Raw genomic sequence first — 16,063 nt, 5'->3', positions numbered from 1 at the left:
GAAATAACGGCAGGCAGATCAGGGGTTTTCCTGATCATGCTCGCCCTGTGCAATGCGGCCCTGTACTGCGGGGCGCCACGGTGCATCCTGCGGTGCAGCGTCCAGTGCTTTGCGGAACAGCGCCAGTGCCTGCGCAGTGACGTGGTGCTCGGCCCTTGTCATGGCTTCTGCCGTGCGGGCAGCCAGCTCAGGGTCAAAGCCCAGCGCCAGAGCATGGTTCCATGCTTCCGCCGCCTGCGCGTAATGGTCACCCGATGCCTGCAACTGGCCGAGCAGCAGGTAGCCCTGCCGCCTGTTGGGGTCATCCGCAGGCAGGCTGGCCATGGCTTGCTGAAGCTGGGCGATAAGCGCATCGGCCTTGCGGTTCTGCATATGCTGGGCCACCAGCCTTGGGCCAAGGGGCTGGGCTGGCAGGTAAGGTGTGCCGTTGGTCAGGTATAAGGCAATGGCCAGAGCAGGCACCGCCGCAATGCCAAACCAGCCCAGCATGGCCGAACTGTTTGCCCGTGCTGTGGAAGGCGCTGCATCGGCTGAAAGAATACGGCGCTGGATTTCCAGTATGGCTACGTCGTGTTCGGTTGGGGCGATCAGGCCAATGGCAAGGTCGCGGTCCAGTTCTGCAAGCTGGGCTTCGTGCAGGGCCAGCGCGGTGCTGCGTTCATCCCGAATAACGCGGGTGCGCTTCCACAGTGTTACTATAGCCGGGGCAAGGGCAAGCAGGCTGAGCAGCCCGATGGAAAGCCAGATCATGCTCTCAGTCCTTTGTCAGTCTGGCCAGACGGGCCTTTTCATCTTCGGTCAGGGGGGGCGGCGGTGGCGCTGCGGCCCTGCGGCGGTAGAACAGAAAAGCCGTACCAATCCCCATAAGCAGAGCCAGCGCCGGCATGGCCCAGAGCAGGAGCGTGCCCGGCGAAAAAGCAGGTTTCAGGCGGATGAAGTTGCCATAACGGCTCACCATCCAGTCCATGACCTGCTGGTTGTTCTCGCCCTTGGCAACGTGCTCGCGCACAACGCGGCGCAGGTCACGCGCCAGACCGGCGCTGCTGTCTTCTATTGATTCGTTCTGGCACACCAGACAGCGCAGCTGTGCACCAATGGCCTGAGCGCGGGCCTCTTGCTGCGGGTTGGGCAGCATTTCGGACGGGTCATCCACCGCCAGTACCAGCACCGGTGTTGCCATAAGGAGCAGGCCTGCCACAAGGGCGGCCAGTTTGCGGCGTATGGTCATGGTGTTTGCAGCCTTTGCACCAGTGGCAGCAGGACCTTGTTAATGGTCTCATCCGTAAGGGGGGCTGCTGTGTGCCAGCGGATAATCCCCCCCGGTCCTACCAGAAAAGTCTCTGGCACGCCGGAAATACCCCATTCAATCCCGGCCCGGCCGGTATGGTCATCCCCCAGACGGGTAAAAGGGTTGCCGGAATGGTGCAAAAAGCTGGCAGCGTTGTCGGGCTTGTCCTTGTAGGCAATGCCCCACATGGTCAGTTTGTCTTTGAGGGTCATAAGGGTTGGCATTTCCGCAAGGCAGGGAATGCACCATGACGCAAAAAAATTGACCAGCACCGGCTTGGTAAGCTGTTGCAGATCCTGCGTTGTAAACCCTTCTGCCGGGGGGAGCGGGGCCAGCGTAAAGTCTGGCACTGGCCGGTCCAGCACGGGGGCGTTGATGTCATGCGGGTTGAAGGAGCCGTGCTGCATGCCATCCAGCATTTTCCAGAAGGCAATACCGGCAACACCGGCCCCGGCCAGCGGCAGGGCCATAAGCAGGCGGCGGCGGGTCAGGTTATCCGAAGGTGTGGTCATGCTACGCTCGTGCTTGCAGGGGTGGATTTGGCCCGCTGTGGTGCGCCTACGCGCATACGCCGGTCAGAAAGGGAGAGTGCTCCCCCAAACGCCATGATCAGCGCACCCAGCCACATCCATGGTGCCAGCGGGTTGTAGTGCAGGCGCAGCACATAGGTCGGGCTGCTGTCCGGGCCGTGCCTGTCGCCCAGAACGCCGTACAGGTCCGCCAGCATGTTGGTGTGGATGGCAACATCCGTTGTGGTCTGGTTCTGGCTGTTAAAGCTGCGCTTGGATGGGTGCATGACCGTAACCAGCCTGCCATTGCGGCGGACTTCCAGCGTGGCGACCATGGCTGTGTAGTTGGGGCCGGGTTCCTGCTCCACGGCCTTGAGTGTCCAGTCATACCCGGCCAGCTGTTCGGTGGTGCCAATGGGCACTTCCACAATCTTGTGCTGTGCCTGAGACATGGCGGCAAGGCCCAGCACGGTAATGCCTACGCCGGCATGGGCAATGGCCGTGCCAATAATGGCGCGGGGCAGCATGCGTGCCCGCTGGAGGGATGTGGCAACAGGCACACGGAACAGTTTTGTGCGCTCTGCCAGATCGGTCACACTGGCTGCAATAACCCACAATGCCGCAGCAGCGCACAGAATGGCCAGCACGCCAGACAGTTCAAACACGGCAACCGCGCAGGCCAGTGCCGCCACAATGGCGGCAAGCCACAGCTTTTGCAGCACAGGCCAGAGCTGTGCGCGCTTCCACGGCAGCATGGGGCCAAAGCCCATGAAAATGAACAGCGGCAGCGCCAGCGGAATGGTCGTTGCATCAAAAAACGGTTTGCCAACCGAAATGGTGCGGTCAAACAACAGGGACATGAAGGGGGGATACATGGTCCCCGTCAGCACCACCGCGCACAGGGAGCACAGCAGAATGTTGTTGAGCACCAGTGCCCCCTCGCGGGAGATGGGGGCAAACAGCCCGCCTGCGGTCAGGGTTGGGGCGCGGTAGGCGAACAGGGCAAGCGAGCCACCAATAACAACGCCCAACAGGCCCAGAATAAACACCCCGCGAGCCGGGTCGTTTGCAAAGGCATGCACGGAGTTGAGAATGCCCGAACGCACCAGAAACGTGCCCGACAGCGAGAATGAGAAGGTGGCAATGGCCAGCAGTACGGTCCAGATTTTAAGGGCTTCGCGCTTTTCCACCACAATGGCGGAATGGATCAGTGCGGTGCCCGTCAGCCACGGAATGAGCGAGGCGTTTTCTACCGGGTCCCAGAACCAGTAGCCGCCCCAGCCCAGCACATAATAGGACCACCAGGAGCCCATGGCGATGCCGCAGGTCAAAAAGCACCATGCGGCCACGGCCCACGGCCGTACCCACCGGCCCCATGCTGCATCAACCCGGCCTTCAATCAGCGCGGCAATGGCAAAGGCAAAAGGTACGGCAAAGCCTACGTAACCCGTGTACAAAATGGGGGGGTGGAAGGCCAGACCGGGGTCCTGTAGCAGGGGGTTCATGCCCTGGCCGTCCATGGGGGCGGGCCAGATACGGGCAAATGGGTCTGATGTGGTCAGGCAGAACAGTTCAAACCCCGTGGCTACAAGGCCCAGCACGGCAATAACGCGCGCACGCAGGGCGGAGGGCAGGTTGCGCCCAAAGGCCGCCACCGCTGCCCCACACAGGCCCAGAATAAGCGCCCAGAGCAGAATGGAGCCTTCGTGGTTCCCCCATACGCCGGTTATTTTGTAGAGCAGAGGTTTGGAAACCGCGCTGTTTTCCGCAATGTTCTGGACCGAAAAATCGTCCGTAACCGCCGCGTAAATCAGGCTGAGGAAGGAGACGCCAAGGGCGATCATCTGCCCGATGGCAAGGCCGGGAGCCAGCGCCATAAGCCGCGCATCGCGCCGGGATGCGCCAATAAGGGGAATAATACCCTGCACGGCAGCCAGCACACAGGCCAGCGCAAGGGCGTAATGTCCAAGTTCGGGGCTTAACATATCAGGGGGGAGGCTCCCGTCTTCTTTAAGTCTGGCTGTTCAGTTTGCCGCGGCGGGGGCGGAAAGGCTCTTGCTTGCGTCCTGCACGGTCATGTTGTTCCAGCTTGCAGCACTGGGGGGCGGGCCAAAGCGGGGGTCCCATTTGCCGGATTTTTTAAGGGCTTCGGCCACTTCCTTGGGCATGTAGGTCTCATCATGCTTGGCCAGAACCTCGCTCGCCACAAATCCGTGTGGAGGCTTGACCGTGCCAATGGCAACCACGCTTTGCCCCTCACGGAACAGGTCGGGCAAAATCCCTTCATACTGCACGGTCACGGCGGCCTGGCCATCGGTTACGGCAAAGGTGGCAACGGGGGTTTCACCGTGTTTTTCACGCTTGACCGAGCCTGCAACAACCATGCCACCCAGCTTGACCGTGCGATCCGCTGGCGGGGGTGAGGCTTCGACCTGCGAGGGGGTGACAAAGAACACAATGTCGGAAGAAAAAGCCCGCAGGATCAGGGCGGCCGCGGTGCCAAGGCAGGCAACACAGGCAAGGACAAGCCAGAGGCGACGGGTCTTGCGGGTCATGGAGTAAGGGGTGTTCCTGCGTTGCGGTTATGGGTCTGCTCCAGTGCTGCCAGTCTGGCCCGGTCGCGTTTGAGCCGGAGTGCCGCACCAAGGGAGAGAACAAGCGCCATAATGGCGGCCAGCCCGTAGCTGGCCACAATATAGGGGAGGTGGGTCATGCCGCTCCTCCACCCCGACGGGGGGAGGACAGCAGGGCACGAATGCGGCTTTCCATCACGGCAGCACGGGTGCGGGCCACCACAATGGCCGCAAAGCCCAGCGAGAACCCGATGGTGGAAAGAGCAAGCGGCCACAGCATGGAGGATGACATGGTCGGTGCACCGGTCAAGGTAATGCTGTCTGGCTGGTGCAAGGTGTTCCACCATTGCACGCTGAACTTGATAATCGGCAGGTCCACAGCCCCGGCCAGCGCCAGAATGGCGGCAGCACGGTAGCCGCGCTGCGGGTCATCAAACGCGCGGATCAGGGCGATATGCCCGAGGTAGAGAAAAAACAGGACCAGCACGGAGGTCAGGCGCGCATCCCACACCCACCATGTGCCCCACATGGGTTTGCCCCAGATGGAGCCAGTGGCCAGGCACAGGGCGGTAATGCATGCCCCAACGGGGCCAATTTCCACCGCTGCCAGATCTGCCAGCGGGTGGCGCCACACGAGCGAGAGCAGGCCGCAGAGAGCAAGCCCGGCATACCCGCCCGATGCCAGCATGGCTGCGGGCACATGCACGTACATGATGCGCACGGAATCCCCCTGCTGCCAGTCGGCGGGGGAGTAGAACAACCCCCACCCAAGGCCCGCAAGGGTAAAAGCAATGGCCGGCCAGGTCAGCCACGGCTGGAGGCGTGCGCCCAGCTTGAGAAACCGGCCGGGGTTGGCGTAACGGTGGAAAAAACTGCCAGTACGCGCGACAAGGGTCGGTGAGGCGCTCAAAAGTTGGTCCGCTCCGTCTGTCTGGTTTATGGGCGAGGGGGATACCCTTGCCCGTGGGGGGCAATATGCCTCAAAGTGGGACTGCTGCCGTCTCCTTTATATCATTATAAGCGTTCTGACACGATGCAGTTCTTCATGGGCGACCATGCCCGTAAGACACAACAGAAGGAAAATGAGCCATGTTGTTTGCCATTATCTGTACGGATCGCCCCGGCTCGCTGGACCTGCGCATGGCCACCCGCGCCCAGCATCTGGCTTTTCTGGAGCTTAACAAGGCAGCCATCCAGTTTGGTGGCCCACAGCTTGATTCAGACGGCAAACCCTGCGGTAGCCTGATCCTGCTTGAAGCCGAGGACCGTGCCAGCGCAGAAGGCTTTGCCGCCGCCGACCCCTACGCCAAGGTGGACCTGTTTGAGAGCGTAATCGTGCGCCCGCTGCGTACGGTTTTCCGCGATGGGCAACTGGCGGAATAACATGGCATTCTGGCTGGTAAAGAGCGAGCCTGACGCGTTCAGCTGGGACGAGCAGGTTGCAAATCATGTAGAGCCATGGACCGGAGTTCGGAATCATCAGGCCAAAAAGAACCTTGCCGCCATGCAGGTGGGGGACAGGGCCTTTTTTTACCATTCCAACGTGCAACGCGCGATTGTGGGGGTGGTGGAAGTGGTGCGTGCCGCCTACCCGGACCCCACGGCCGAAAGCGGAGCCTGGGTGTGTGTGGATGTTCAGGCGGTAGGCCCCATGCCAGAGCCGGTCACGCTTGCGCGGATCAAGGCCGAGCCGGGGCTGGAGGAGCTGGCGCTGGTTCGTCAGTCCCGCCTGTCTGTCTGCCCGGTTTCGGCAGAGCACTGGCAGGTTCTGTGCCAGATGGGAGGGTGGCAGGAACCGGGCTGAAACGGGCCGGTTTTCACCGCTATCAAATTATTGTGACAAAGGCCGCCCAACCGGGCGGCCTTTGTTATTTTGTACGCAGTGGCAGCAGGGGTTAGCCCTGTGTGGCCTGCATCCAAGCCTGTGCAGCGCGGTTGCCCGAGCGACAGTAAGCAAAATACGGCCCCGGCAGCGTGTTCAGCACTTCCTGCGTTTCAATCACCACGTCAGAGGTGGGGGGCACGCCCGCAGCCATGGGGATGGCAATAAAGGTCAGCCCCGCCGCGCGTACGGCCTCGCCAATGGTTTCAGCCGTGGGCTGGCCTGCTTCTTCACCATCGGGGCGGTTGCAGATAACGGTTTTGAACCCGGCATCTTTGATTGCGGGAATATCGCTGGGGGTAATCTGGCCTGCTACGGCAAAGTCGGGGGCGATGGACTGGTACTTCATGGGGTCTGTTATCCTGTAAGCTAGGGGCCTGCTCCGTGCAGGATGAGGTTTTTGGGCCTCAATGCAAGGGCTGTGCCGGCATGGTGGGTATGGCGTGGGCCGCAAGGCCTAGCGGTGAATGAAATACATGTCCGAATACAGGTTTTTCAGGGCTGCATGGTCTGCAAGGCAGTGGCGGATCAGCAGGGCGCGCAGGCCCACGGCTGCCTGCTGCATGGCAGGGTCGGTGCTGTTGACCTGCAGGGCAGGGTAGTGCGTCATGCAGGCCTTGAGTGTGGGGTTGTTCATATCCACACCGCTGCTGATCTTGGCCTTGAGTTCGTCATAATACTTCGAAACTTCGGTATCGGAGTTCCATTTGACCAGTGAGGTATCCACTTTGCCGTTGTGCATGAAGTAGGCCACGGTCATGAACCCGGTTTCGGGCGCATGGTCGCCAGCCTGTACAGTCATGCGGCAGGCCCGCTGGGAATAGGGCGGAAAGCTTACATCCGGGACTGCGGTCGAGGCTGTAACCTTGAGGTGAGGCAGGCTGCCCACTGGTGGGGCAGAGGCATCCTGCATGTCTGCATCTCCGCCCATGTGGGCTTTCTGCCATGCTTGTGCCAGAAGTGGGTAGTAACGGATGGACTGGCACAGGCTTGGGTCTGTGCGGGCATCTGCCAGAGCCATATCGTATGTTTTCTGTTCCGGTGTGGCGCATGCGGCCAGAGCCAGCACGGAAGCAGCACACCCCAGACGGCCCAGAATACGGGCAGGACGGGAGGCGCTGGCACGGGAATGGAAAAGACGGAAAAGACCAGCCATGAGGAAAGCTCCTTAAAAGCGGCGCGGCGTTAAGCCAGATTCTTCATGCGTTGTGTAAGGGCTTAAAGCCACGCTTACAACGCTGTTTGCGTGGGCACAGGGGGCACGTTGTAACAGGTCATCTGTTTTTCATGCGATCAGCCTGTTATGATTGGCCACAATCAAGAGCATACGGCGCTCTGGCAGCGCCGATTGTCGCATTTGCTGTAAATGAGGCAGGTAGCAGACAGGAAAGGCACGTACGAGCATGAAGGAAACAGCAGGCAACGCCCTGACTCCGCTAGCCCTGAGCGGCCGCGACCTGGGCGAGTTGGAAACAGCCCTGATCGCGGTTGAATCCGGGCGTGGCGTTCTGGTGCGTCTGGCGGACCTTATGGGGGGTGCTGTTGGCCATGCCGCGCGTCTGGGCATGCGTGGTCTGGGTATGGCCCCAAACATGGAACAGAAACTGCGCGGGCTGGCCGAAACCGCCATTACCCGTGCATTTGACGTAGCCGTGCTGGGCATGAAAGGCCCGGCAGACACCGCGATGGAAGACTCGCGCTGGCGTACATCCAGCCTTCAGGCGGCTGTGGCTGTATCGGGGGCTGTTGGTGGTTTTGCCGGGCTGGCTGGTCTGGCGCCCGATATCGGGTTTACGACCCTGACAATCATGCGTGAAATTGCCCGTATTGCCCGCGAGGAAGGCGAAGACATGAGCGACCCGGATGCTCGGCGCGCCTGTCTGGAGGTGTTTGCACTCAAAGCCTTTCCCAACCGGCGGAACGGGGAAGAGAGCGAACTGGGTTATTTTTCCGCCCGCGCAGTGCTGCGTGGCCGCCCGGTGGTGATGCTGATTGCCGAAGTGGCCTCGCATTACGGCTTAGCGCTTGGGCAAAAAATTTCTGTCCAGCTTATGCCTGTGGCCGGGGCGCTGTGTGGTGCATCGCTGAATACAGCGTTTTTTAACCATTACCGGGCCCTTGCCCGTGCGCACTTTACCATCCGCAGGCTGGAGCGCGAGCACGGCCCCGTGGTGCGGGATACCGCCCTTGCCCTGCGTGACAACCTTGAAGGGCGCGAAAAGCTCTAACCCTGTGCCCAGAGCACCGGCAGGCAAAAAAGCAGGGCCGCAATATGCGGCCCTGCTTTTTTATGGGGCTATTTTTTAGCCGGTACCCGCTGTTCGGAGTCTTCTATAAAGGTCGCGATTACAGCCATGGCCAGAAAGCTGATCCCCAGAACCTGTAACGTGCCCTGATAATGAAAAGCCGGGTACCAGAGCGCGGCACAAATACCCATAGCAAGAACGCAGAAGAGTCGCATGGTCATGGGGCTGTTTCTCCTTATCCCTGCCGTTTTATGCGCTCACGCCGGAAGGCAGAGGTTTGCCTTCCACCATGGCGCGGACATTATCAAGAGCAAGCATGCCCATGGCAGTCCGGGTTTCTACCGTAGCACTGCCGACATGGGGGGTCATGAACAGGTTGGGCAGGGCCAGCAGGGCCGGGTTCGGGTTGGGTTCATTCTGGAACACATCCAGTCCGGCAGCAAAAAGCTGGCCGGACCGCAGGGCAGTAATCAGTGCATCTTCATCAATCAGGGAGCCACGGGCAGCATTGACCAGCACACTCCCGCGCGGCAGCAGCCCAAGTGTGCGCGCGTTTATCAGTGGGGGGGCTGTTGTAGAGCCGGGCATGTGCAGGCTTAGAATATCGCAGTGGGGCAGCATGTCCTCAAGTGTTTCAAAGTAGGTTGCCCCTGCTTCCTCCGCTGCGTCCAGCCGCCGCCGGTTGTGGTAGAGGATGGACATGTCGAACCCGCGGGCGCGCTTGGCAACGGCCTGCCCAATGCGGCCCATGCCCACAATGCCCAGCCGCTTGCCCGTAACGCGGTGGCCCAGCATTTCCCCCATGCCCAGTGCGTGGCCCCATCCGGCTTTCATGAGTGTGTAATACTCCGCAGCTCTGCGGCTGGCGGCCAGAATGAGCATGATCGCCAGATCGGCGTTGCAGTCGGTCAGCACATCGGGGGTGTTGGAGACGGCAATATTGCGCGCCAGCAAAGCGGGAACATCCAGATGGTCCAGCCCGACACTGACTGTTGCCACAAGTTTAACGCTTTCTGGCAGAGCCGCGACATCCGCCCCTTTAAGGGGGGCTGTATGTGTCACCAGCACGGCAAAGGGCTGGTAGGCGTGGGCCAGTTCCAGCAGCTCGGCGGTGCTGAGCGCATGCTCGGGTGCGGGGGGAGCGTCAAACTCGGAGTGGATACGCTCTTCCACTGCGTCCAGCAGGCGGGTGGAGCGGATCAGGCGCGGGGGGTGAGAGGTCACAAAAATCTCCGTGTTGCAGCATGGTGGGCCGGGCAGGGATGTGTTTATTCTGGTGGGCACGCTAGCATAATGCTGCGGGTGCATTATACCGCAAGCCACCCTATGCCTGATAACGAGTGCGGGAAAAGCCGGTTGCCCGGATGGGGGCGGTGGTGGAAAAACATGGGAGCATATCCGGCATGTCTGATGGTCTGACCCCTGAACTGATGCTGGGGGCCTACGCAGTTGGGCTGTTCCCCATGGCAGAGGGGGAGGATGACCCGACCTTAAGCTGGTATGACCCGGACCCGCGGGGCATTTTGCCGCTGGAGGGTTTTCATGTTCCCCGGCGTTTGCGCCGTACGGTTCTGTCCGGCCGCTTTGAGGTCAGCGTGGACCGGGATTTTCCCGCCGTCATGCGCGGGTGTGCGGCCCCTGCCGCGGGGCGGGAAAGCACATGGATCAACAGCCGCATTTACCAGTTGTTCTGTGCGCTCCACACCATGGGCTTTGGCCATAGTGTGGAATGCCGCATGGAAGGGGAACTGGTGGGTGGGCTGTATGGGGTTGCACTGGGAGGCGTGTTTTTTGGCGAGAGCATGTTCAGCCGGGTTACGGATGCCTCCAAGGTGGCTCTTGTTCATCTGGTTGCCCGTATGCGCCTGAACGGTTTTATTCTGCTGGATACACAGTTCGGCACGGAGCATCTGGCCCGTTTTGGTGGGGTGGAAATCCCTGCGGCAGAGTACAAAGAACAGCTTGAGCGTGCCGTATGCATGCAGCCCTGCTGGTCCGATACGCTGGCACCCGATATGCTGGAAGCCGAAATACGCAGCATGTAACGCTGCCACAACTTTACAAGCTGGTTGCGGCAACCGCACGCCCAGAGAGTGCAGGCCGCAAAAAAATGGAGATGGATTTGGTGACAGACAGATTTTTACCGGCCTGCAAACGCAGCCTGCGTGTTTCCGGCCTGTGCGCCGTTGGCGTTTTGGCCATGTCTGCCATTGTTACTCCTCCCCTGCATGCCCAGCAGGCCACAGACCACCCGCGCCTGACACCGGGGCGCGATGCGGTGATCGACTATGTGTTTCAGCCCCGCCCAACCGAGCAGGACCTCAAGGCCGGAGCCAAAGCCGATACACCCGTGGCAAGCCGCCATGTGCAGGTGCTGTATTCGGGTGATGGTGGGCTGATGCGGATCAACTACATGACCAGCATGGAAGGGGACACCAGCCGTGGTGCGGTGATTATCAACCGTGCCGCGCAGGAAGTGCTGGTTATTATTAACGACCGTCGTATCTATACCCGGCTTGTGCAGCAGGAGGGTATACGCAACCCGTTCCTGCTCGATATGTCCATGCAGTTCACCAAAACCGGGAGCGATGTGGTGGCAGGCCAGCCCTGTACCACATGGCAGGCGGTTTCTGCTCAGGGCAAGGCATCAACCTGCGTTACGGATGACGGGTTCATACTCCAGCAGGATGGTGTGGACGTTGATGGGCTGAATGGCAGCCTGCGTGCCATGAAGGTGTCTTACGATATTGTGCCGGTCAGCGCCTTTGAACCGCCACAGGGCTTTTTGGAAGTCACACCCCATTCTCCCCATTCCGATGCAGCCCAGACCGAGCCCCCCGTAACAGGCGTTGGCCCCGCAACCAGCCTGCCCGCAACCAGCCCTAACCCTGAGGGAGAAAACCGGTAATGGTCACACGGTGCAGTATGGTGTCGCGTAGCGCAGTTGCCGTTGCGGCTTTTGGGCTGGCTCTGGCGGGTATGCCTGCCTATGCGCAGCAGGCTGGTACAGCGCAGGATGCCGCGCCCGCGCAGGCCACCACGGCGGGTGATCCGCCAGCGGAAGCCCCGGCCATTACCCCCTCCGTGGATGTGGATGTGGAGTACGAGCTTGCCTCCCCTCAGGGGGATGTCAGCACCCGTCAGCGTATGCGCTGGCAGGTTGCGACCCTGCGCCAGCGGCTGGACCCGGATAAATCCTCCGTGTTCATGATCACCTCATGGCGTGACAGAACCCTGAGTGTTGTGGACCTCGGGCGTAAAAAAGACAGCATCATGCCTGTGCCGGGCACACAGCAGCTTACTCCCCCCGGCCAACCCGCAATGGTCGGCTCCTATGCACGATTGGGGAGTTCCGTTGTGGCGGGTGAGCAGTGCACAATATGGCGCACGAAAGATACGGATGGCCACCCGACGGATGCCTGCTACACGGCAGACGGGTTGCTGCTTCAGGTCGCGCAGGGTGGGCAGATAACGGTGCGCGCACTCAGTGTGCAGCGTGTTGCGCAGCCCGATAGCCTGTTTGTCATACCCCCCGGTTTGCAGCAGGAGGCACCAGCACACCCATAGTGCACACCATGCGTGGCCATTGGTGATAAAGGCAGGAAAGGGATGGAATGCACAACGCAACCTATGGCCGCACCGCATTACTGTTTGCGCTATGCGCAGCCTTGGGGTGGACGCATGACGCAGCGCAGGCTCAGGCGGTGGATGGGCCAACCACGGTCTGCATAACGGCGCAGGCGGCCCAGCAGCCGCAAACGCTGGTTGTGGTGCCCTCCGGCACCGTGTTTGCAACAGACGATACCGCCCGGCCCGGCCCCGCCGAGCATACGCCGCAAGCGCAGGCACAAGCACAGGCGGTTGTCACAACCGAAACCATTACCCTGACCCACATGCAGCCCTGCATGGCGGCGGATGCGTCCAGCGTTGTCTCCCACACCCGCCACTGGCTGCATGAAAAAGTCCGCCCCCATAGCGGGCAGGTGCTGCATGCGGTTGGCGAAGTCAGCGGCAATGGAGTGGATACCGGCATGGAGGATGAAGATACCTCCCTGCGCGATCTGGTGCACTCTGGCGCACTCAGCCTGTCCATCAACCGGACTGTGCAGGACCCCGTTTTTTTGCAGGAAAGCGATGCAGACCTGCCTGATACGGGGGACGGGGTGGATACATCTGCCTCGCGCGATGCGGCATCGGACCTGCCATCCCAAAGGCATGCACACTAGCTGGGCTAGCCACCAGAGCATTACCCCGCACGGCATGTGCTGCGCGGGGCATTGCCGGGGGTTAGAACATCTCGCGCAGTGCCCCGGGCAGGAAAATGGAATAGGGGTTAATGTGCAGGGTCGGGTCCTCCAGATTACCCGTGATCCCGAAGGTTACAGCCAGCAGCCCCCCGTTTTTTTCCGGGCTGAACAGTCTGCCAATGCCCGGTAGTTTGCCCGGCAGGGTGTTCAGGGCAAAAATGGGAACCACGGTGCCATGCAGGTCTATGCTGTTGTGGTCGAGGTTGACCTTGCCCTCCAGCGTGGCCCCCAGCGCACCATTACCAGTTGTGCCATCATGGATTTCCAGCACGCCATCTTCAAACGTCACGGGCATATTGAAGTGCGTCACCAGAAAATCATTGGCGTTCTGGGCATTGAGCCAGCCGTAGAGTGAAATATTGCGCGCGACCTGCAGGGAGGTCGGTGCTTTTTTGAGCGTGAACGGAGTAACGCTCAGCTTGCCGCTGAAAGGGGCGGCGGGTTCGGTATCATCAAACGTACCATCCAGTACGGCCTGCCCACCCTTGACGTCGGGCAGAATGCCAAAAGCTGCCAGAAACGCCCCCATATCGGGAATATGGGCGTGCAGGGTGCGGTTGGCCCCTGTGGGAACCAGTGTCATGCTGGCTGGCACTGGTCCGCGCATGGTAAAGCGCATTTTTTCCAGCCGCAGGCCGTTATCTTCAAAATAGGCCTGTACGGTGCGCAGGGGCTGCTTGGTTTTGCTGTACCAGAGCTGGTTTGCCGTCAGGTCAATGGCCCAGGCCGTGCCGGGGGGGCCGTGCAGTTTGCCGGTTGCGGCTTCTGGCACATGGTAATTGGCGGGCTTTCTAGTCTCGGGCGTGCTCGGTTCGTGCTCATCCCGGCTCATGAGCGGGGAGAGGTCGAGCGTGTCTGCATAAACGCCAACATGGACCATGTTACCGGACTGGTTCTGGGGCAGTACCAGTTTGGCGTGACCATTGGAACGCGCGATCCTGAAGGACGAAATAATCAGTTCCGGCGCATGGCCGGGCCGTATTTGCGCCTTGCCAACGACGTTCATATCCGGACCAGATGCCTGCAGGTGGTCCACATTGGTAATCTGCCCCCGGTCCAGATCCAGCGTGGCGGAGGCATGTGCGGCCTGCCCCGCTGTTTTGTGCCACATGGGAATGCGAATATCCGCGCGGCCAAGGTCCAGATCAAGGCCAACTGTGCCTATGTGGCTGGCCAGTTGCTGGTAATCCACGGCAAGGTCCGCGCTGCCAGCAAAGTGGTCCCCCGTGGCAATGCCTGCCGCCAGAGCCGTGTCGGGCGTTATGCGCGAGGTCAGGTGGGCTTTTTCCGCGACCGCATCTGGCGGAAGGGAGCGGAAGTCCATGTCGTATGTCAGGTCGGAGGGCAGGCCGCCAATAACCCCGTGCCCGGCAAGGGCAAGCCCGTCCGTGGTCACGTCCAGCCCAAAGCGGGCGTTGGCTACATCGCGCCCGGCAACAACATTGCCAATGGAAGCATGCGTGACATCGGCATGGCTCTGGATGGTCATGTCGTTAATGGTTACGCGGCTGATCAGCGGCAGGCTCAGGCCCAGATGCAGGTTGGCCGTACCGCGCGGGCGGGTCAGGCTGAGCGGATGGCGTGAGAGCAGGTGCAGCCGTGGTTCGGCCAGCAGGGCAATCACATCCTGCAAAGGGCCGTGCAGGTCGGTTTCTATAATGCCGGTCTGGTCTTTTTTGGTCAGGCCCACAATGTCCATGCTGCCCGGCCCGGCTTCAATCCGGCCTGTGCCGTTCTGGCCCACGTTTTTGCCGGTCCGGTCCACAAGCTGGTAGCCGTGGTCAAAGTGAATGCTCAGCTTGTCCGGGCTTACAATATCCAGCCGGGCATCCAGCCCTTGCAGGGGCGTAATGGGGCGCAGCCAGTGAACGGTCAGGCCCGTTGCATCAATGCCCCCCTGTATGCCGGTCAGCTTCAGGCCGTTCCAGCCCTGGCTGCTGCCCAGTTCGGCTGTGGTTACAAGGTTGGTGGCCGTGCCGGTGGTTATGTTCTCGGTCACCCATTTTTTGCCACCCTTGGCAGCAAGGCTGGGCCAGTAATAGGTCAGATCCTCAAACGAGACATGGGGAATGGTTGCACTCAGTCTGGCCTCTATGCCTTTGGGCTGCATCAGGTCCGATGTGTTGAGGAAGCCACTCAGGTTCACGCTCAGGGCGCGGGCGGCATCATCTGGTGCACTGGGGTTGCGCAAGAGCAGATGCACGGAGGGCAGGGTAATCTGGGCGGGTACGGACTGCGCCTTGGTCTGGTTGAGCAGCACAGACATGCCCGCCGTACCGTGGTCCACCTCATAGCGTGTGCCGCCTGCCTCCACATGGCCGGCGCCTATGGCGGTTGTCAGTTCCAGCGCATTGGGCACCATCCACGGCGTTTTTGGCGCAGAGGTAAAATATGTATCTGCCGTAAGGCTTATGGGCAGGTCTATTTTGGCCAGTTCGGGGCGGAGGGGGGCAAATGTGGCGGGGTTGAGCGTGTTTGTGCTCAGGTGCCATGCAATCTGTCTGCCATTGTCGGCCGGTGCACCGTGTGCGTTCAGGACCAGTCTGGTACCGGGGTCGCTTTGCGGCGCTATGCTCAGTTTGACAGCCCCGGTAACCCCTGTAGCGTGCCTTATGGTATGCAGGCGCAGGTCCACACCAATATCGGATGCCAGCCAGTGCGTGCCGGTGAGCTGGTCATCCATGCTTATGGTGGCATCTTCTATACGTGCGTGTTCCAGCCCGTAAGTTTCCAGCGTGTTGTCCTGATGGGAGGATGGGGTAGAGGGCAGATCGAGGTCAAACTCCACGCTGCCGTTATGGGCGCGGCGCAGGGCAAGGCGCACCCCTTTGATGTTGATGGTGCGCAGCCTTATGCTACCGTGCAACAAGGCCAGCGGGTCCAGCGTGACGTCTGCTTCGCGCACGGTATTCGGGTGGGCGTTGCCGGGAGCAATAAAGCTCAGGTCCTCAAGCACAACGGTTATGGGCACACCCATGCCTTCACGCAGGCCATTCCAGCGGAGTTCGGCATGGCCCAGACGCAGGCTGACTGCTGGCGGGTGCGCGCGTTCCCCCTTGATAATTGTGATGGGCAGAAAAGGCCGCACCACCGGCGTAATATCAAGCGGGCCAAATGCCATGGCACCCAGCAACGCCCCGAGCCCCACAAAGGGGGAGGCCACCAGAACGCATGCGCCAATCGCCAGCGCACGCGGAATTTTTGTTCTTGCGGGGGGGGAGGTGTCTTGACCGTTGGAAGTCAACGCAGCAAGCCTTT

Annotated in this window: 19 protein-coding genes; 7 read left to right on the top strand and 12 right to left on the bottom strand. The window is 60.9% G+C overall.

Features of this window, described 5'->3' with window-relative positions:
* Positions 1–18 precede the first annotated feature (18 nt).
* From ccmI to LKE65_RS12005, 7 genes are read right to left on the bottom strand one after another with little or no spacing between them, the layout of a single operon-like run.
* Positions 19–750, bottom strand: a complete 732-nt coding sequence (gene ccmI, locus LKE65_RS12035; RefSeq protein WP_278741485.1) for a c-type cytochrome biogenesis protein CcmI — start codon at positions 748–750, stop codon at positions 19–21.
* Positions 751–754: 4 nt separating this feature from the next.
* Positions 755–1,228 (bottom strand): cytochrome c-type biogenesis protein, encoded by a 474-nt coding sequence (locus tag LKE65_RS12030; RefSeq protein ID WP_278741483.1) that lies wholly within the window; start codon positions 1,226–1,228, stop codon positions 755–757.
* Complete coding sequence (locus tag LKE65_RS12025; protein WP_278741481.1) at positions 1,225–1,800, bottom strand: DsbE family thiol:disulfide interchange protein; 576 nt, start codon at positions 1,798–1,800, stop codon at positions 1,225–1,227. Before LKE65_RS12025 ends, LKE65_RS12030 begins: the two co-directional genes overlap by 4 nt.
* Complete coding sequence (locus LKE65_RS12020; protein WP_086645355.1) at positions 1,797–3,782, bottom strand: heme lyase CcmF/NrfE family subunit; 1,986 nt, start codon at positions 3,780–3,782, stop codon at positions 1,797–1,799. Before LKE65_RS12020 ends, LKE65_RS12025 begins: the two co-directional genes overlap by 4 nt.
* Positions 3,783–3,821: 39 nt before the next feature.
* Positions 3,822–4,352: a cytochrome c maturation protein CcmE gene (ccmE, locus tag LKE65_RS12015; RefSeq protein WP_095348988.1), complete on the bottom strand. Its 531-nt coding sequence runs from the start codon at positions 4,350–4,352 to the stop codon at positions 3,822–3,824.
* Positions 4,349–4,510: a heme exporter protein CcmD gene (locus LKE65_RS12010; RefSeq protein ID WP_143221875.1), complete on the bottom strand. Its 162-nt coding sequence runs from the start codon at positions 4,508–4,510 to the stop codon at positions 4,349–4,351. The genes ccmE and LKE65_RS12010 overlap by 4 nt, the downstream gene beginning before the upstream one ends.
* The gene (locus LKE65_RS12005; protein ID WP_086645357.1) at positions 4,507–5,280 is read right to left on the bottom strand and encodes a heme ABC transporter permease; all 774 of its coding nucleotides are present in this window, start codon (positions 5,278–5,280) and stop codon (positions 4,507–4,509) included. The genes LKE65_RS12010 and LKE65_RS12005 overlap by 4 nt, the downstream gene beginning before the upstream one ends.
* Before the next feature lie 179 nt (positions 5,281–5,459).
* Here LKE65_RS12005 and LKE65_RS12000 point away from each other — a divergent pair, with 179 nt between their 5' ends.
* Both LKE65_RS12000 and LKE65_RS11995 read left to right on the top strand, forming a co-directional pair.
* On the top strand, positions 5,460–5,753 hold the full coding sequence (locus LKE65_RS12000) for a YciI family protein (RefSeq protein WP_086645358.1): 294 nt from the start codon (positions 5,460–5,462) through the stop codon (positions 5,751–5,753).
* 1 nt (position 5,754) lies between these two features.
* Positions 5,755–6,174, top strand: a complete 420-nt coding sequence (locus LKE65_RS11995) for an EVE domain-containing protein (RefSeq protein ID WP_086645359.1) — start codon at positions 5,755–5,757, stop codon at positions 6,172–6,174.
* A 91-nt stretch (positions 6,175–6,265) separates the two neighbouring features.
* On the opposite strand, the gene LKE65_RS11990 is transcribed toward LKE65_RS11995, so the two are convergent.
* Positions 6,266–6,601, bottom strand: coding sequence for a TIGR01244 family sulfur transferase (locus LKE65_RS11990; RefSeq protein WP_086645360.1), 336 nt, complete (start codon positions 6,599–6,601; stop codon positions 6,266–6,268).
* A 108-nt stretch (positions 6,602–6,709) separates the two neighbouring features.
* Positions 6,710–7,408, bottom strand: a complete 699-nt coding sequence (locus LKE65_RS11985; protein ID WP_278741477.1) for a hypothetical protein — start codon at positions 7,406–7,408, stop codon at positions 6,710–6,712.
* A 247-nt stretch (positions 7,409–7,655) separates the two neighbouring features.
* On the opposite strand from LKE65_RS11985, the gene LKE65_RS11980 reads away from it, so the two are divergent.
* A complete protein-coding gene (locus LKE65_RS11980; RefSeq protein ID WP_095349167.1) occupies positions 7,656–8,480 on the top strand; it encodes an EcsC family protein in 825 nt (274 codons plus the stop codon).
* Positions 8,481–8,548: 68 nt separating this feature from the next.
* Here the strand turns inward: LKE65_RS11980 and LKE65_RS11975 are convergent, their stop codons facing one another.
* On the bottom strand, positions 8,549–8,719 hold the full coding sequence (locus tag LKE65_RS11975) for a hypothetical protein (protein WP_158093022.1): 171 nt from the start codon (positions 8,717–8,719) through the stop codon (positions 8,549–8,551).
* Positions 8,720–8,747: 28 nt separating this feature from the next.
* Entirely contained in the window at positions 8,748–9,722 is a 975-nt protein-coding gene (locus LKE65_RS11970) for a 2-hydroxyacid dehydrogenase (protein WP_278741475.1), read from the bottom strand.
* Positions 9,723–9,901: 179 nt separating this feature from the next.
* On the opposite strand from LKE65_RS11970, the gene aat reads away from it, so the two are divergent.
* The 4 genes from aat to LKE65_RS11950 all read left to right on the top strand — a co-directional run bounded on the left by aat (position 9,902) and on the right by LKE65_RS11950 (position 12,724).
* Positions 9,902–10,543, top strand: a complete 642-nt coding sequence (gene aat / locus LKE65_RS11965; RefSeq protein ID WP_086645400.1) for a leucyl/phenylalanyl-tRNA--protein transferase — start codon at positions 9,902–9,904, stop codon at positions 10,541–10,543.
* Between the two features lie 80 nt (positions 10,544–10,623).
* On the top strand, positions 10,624–11,406 hold the full coding sequence (locus LKE65_RS11960; protein ID WP_278741473.1) for a DUF4412 domain-containing protein: 783 nt from the start codon (positions 10,624–10,626) through the stop codon (positions 11,404–11,406).
* Positions 11,407–11,423: 17 nt separating this feature from the next.
* The gene (locus LKE65_RS11955; protein WP_408744103.1) at positions 11,424–12,065 is read left to right on the top strand and encodes a hypothetical protein; all 642 of its coding nucleotides are present in this window, start codon (positions 11,424–11,426) and stop codon (positions 12,063–12,065) included.
* A 47-nt stretch (positions 12,066–12,112) separates the two neighbouring features.
* Positions 12,113–12,724 carry a hypothetical protein gene (locus tag LKE65_RS11950; protein WP_278741470.1) on the top strand — a complete coding sequence of 204 codons (612 nt, stop codon included), beginning with the start codon at positions 12,113–12,115 and terminating at the stop codon, positions 12,722–12,724.
* A gap of 61 nt (positions 12,725–12,785) precedes the next feature.
* Here LKE65_RS11950 and LKE65_RS11945 read toward each other — a convergent pair whose 3' ends face one another.
* Positions 12,786–16,049 (bottom strand): AsmA-like C-terminal region-containing protein, encoded by a 3,264-nt coding sequence (locus tag LKE65_RS11945; protein ID WP_278741469.1) that lies wholly within the window; start codon positions 16,047–16,049, stop codon positions 12,786–12,788.
* Positions 16,050–16,063: the final 14 nt, after the last annotated feature.

Origin of the sequence: Acetobacter fabarum, assembly GCF_022483405.1 — a bacterium.
Classification (GTDB): Bacteria; Pseudomonadota; Alphaproteobacteria; order Acetobacterales; family Acetobacteraceae; genus Acetobacter; species Acetobacter fabarum.
This window is presented reverse-complemented; position numbering and strand designations above follow the sequence as displayed.